This window comes from Paraglaciecola sp., from assembly GCF_051252315.1.
Lineage (GTDB): Bacteria > Pseudomonadota > Gammaproteobacteria > Enterobacterales > Alteromonadaceae > Paraglaciecola.
This window is the reverse complement of the sequence record NZ_JBPOFP010000254.1, coordinates 1-2,009: the sequence shown is the minus strand read 5'-3', so window position 1 is coordinate 2,009 and position 2,009 is coordinate 1. Positions and strand designations below refer to the sequence as shown.

Sequence of the window (2,009 nt, the reverse complement as noted above, 5' to 3'; positions counted from 1 at the left end):
CCTCTATACATTCCACTGATTATTGCACTTGAATTTAACCCTATTTGGTACGGCGTACTGTATACCGTGACCTGTCAAATAGCGTATATGACACCGCCATTTGGCTACAACTTATTCTTAATGAGGGCCATGGCCCCCAAAGAGATCGGCTTGATGGATATCTATAAATCGATCACACCGTTTGTTGCCATTATGGTATTTGCACTGGTGTTATTTATGGTGTTCCCACAGATTACATTGTGGTTGCCAGAACTGGTTTTTGGTAAGTAAACAGTTTGTATTCATAATTTATTAGAGCAAGGAGATGTGTCGCCGTGGTGATGCAAGGATTAGAGAAGCCACCAGCACAGCTGGTAAACCCATTAGGGAAATCAGATATATTACTGGTGTGTGAGCACGCCAGTAATTATATTCCACCAGATTTTAATAACTTGGGATTAACACAGGCAGAAGTAGAGAGCCATATCGGCTGGGACATCGGTGCTGAGGCGACGGCAAGGCTGCTCAGTGAAAAATTAGATGCCTGCTTAATTGCGCAAAACTATTCACGTCTATTATATGACTGTAATAGGCCGCCAACGGAGCTAAGCTCGATACCCCGCTTGAGTGAAGTAACTGAAATACCAGGCAATAAAGATTTGACGGCGCAGCAGCGAGACTATCGTGTAGCGCAAATTTATTTGCCGTTTCACCAGCAAATAGCCGAGCACATAAAGGCAAGGGCAGCGGCAGGCAGGCGCACAATACTAGTGACAGTACACAGCTTTACGCCTATTTTTAAAGAGGTGAAGCGCCCGGTACAGCTAGGTGTTATTTGCGAGCTAGATAACGCTTTCGCGAAAGATGTCTGCAGGCAAGCGCAGCTGTTGAGTGATTTTGATGTGCGCTTAAATGAGCCGTACGGGCCATCTGATCCAGTACTGCACATGGTCACGAAGCACGGCACAGACAACCAGTTAGACAATGTGATGTTAGAGGTGCGCAATGACTTAATTGTCGATAGCGCAGGCCAAGAGGTTTGGGCGCAGTTAATCGCCGATACTCTAAATAACGTAGATCACTAATTTTGATACTAAATCCTATGACAAAAATGACAGATAATGAGGGACACCAATGAACGCAATGTTGACTCTGGAACTACTAAAAGAAGAATTCGCTAACGGCACCATAGATACAGTGCTAGCTTGCCAGGTAGACATGCAGGGGCGATTAATGGGCAAGCGTTTTCACGCTGACTATTTCATTAAACACGCCGCAGAAGAAACGCATTCATGTAACTATTTACTCGCCACAGATTTAGAGATGGAACCGGTAAAAGGTTATAAATCGACGAGCTGGGAAGCGGGTTACGGCGATTACATCATGAAGCCAGATATGAGCACATTGCGCCGTGTTCCCTGGTTAGAAGGTACTGCCCTGGTATTGTGTGATGTGTTAGATCAAAAGTACAACCCAGTACCGCATTCGCCGCGCGCCATTTTACGTAAGCAGATTGCGCGCCTAGCTGAAATGGGTATGGAGCCGATGATGGCGACTGAACTTGAGTTCTTCATGTTCGATCAAAGCTATGCAGATGCCTGTAAAGCAGGCTATCGCGATATGCAGCCAGCAAGTGCTTACAACGAAGATTACCATATATTCCAAACCACCAAAGAAGAAGGTGTGATCCGTGCGATGCGCAATGGCGTATACGGAGCAGGTATTACAGTTGAGTGTTCAAAAGGTGAAGCATCAGCAGGCCAAGAAGAGCTGAACATTAAATACGACAAAGCACTGACCACAGCGGATCAGCATTCAATTGTTAAAAATGCCTGTAAAGAAATAGCATGGCAGCACGGTAAAGCCGTTACATTTATGGCGAAATGGCACAACGATGCAGCGGGTAGCTCATCACACGTGCATCAATCACTATGGAGTGCAGATGGCAAACCATTATTCTTAGATGAGAGCCGCCGTTATGGCATGTCTGAGTTGATGTGCCATTACCTAGCGGGGCTACTGGCTTACGC

The 2,009-nt window shown here is 45.8% G+C and carries 3 protein-coding genes; all 3 read left to right on the top strand.

What is annotated here, in order from left to right:
• Window positions 1–270: TRAP transporter large permease subunit (locus ACSHXM_RS21775; RefSeq protein ID WP_435692526.1), on the top strand; the 270-nt coding region annotated here is incomplete at its 5' end.
• 50 nt (window positions 271–320) lie between these two features.
• Window positions 321–1,064 carry an N-formylglutamate amidohydrolase gene (locus ACSHXM_RS21770; RefSeq protein WP_435692528.1) on the top strand — a complete coding sequence of 248 codons (744 nt, stop codon included), beginning with the start codon at window positions 321–323 and terminating at the stop codon, window positions 1,062–1,064.
• A 58-nt stretch (window positions 1,065–1,122) separates the two neighbouring features.
• Window positions 1,123–2,009, top strand: an 887-nt coding sequence (locus ACSHXM_RS21765; protein WP_435692524.1) for a glutamine synthetase family protein, incomplete at its 3' end; no start/stop codon positions are given.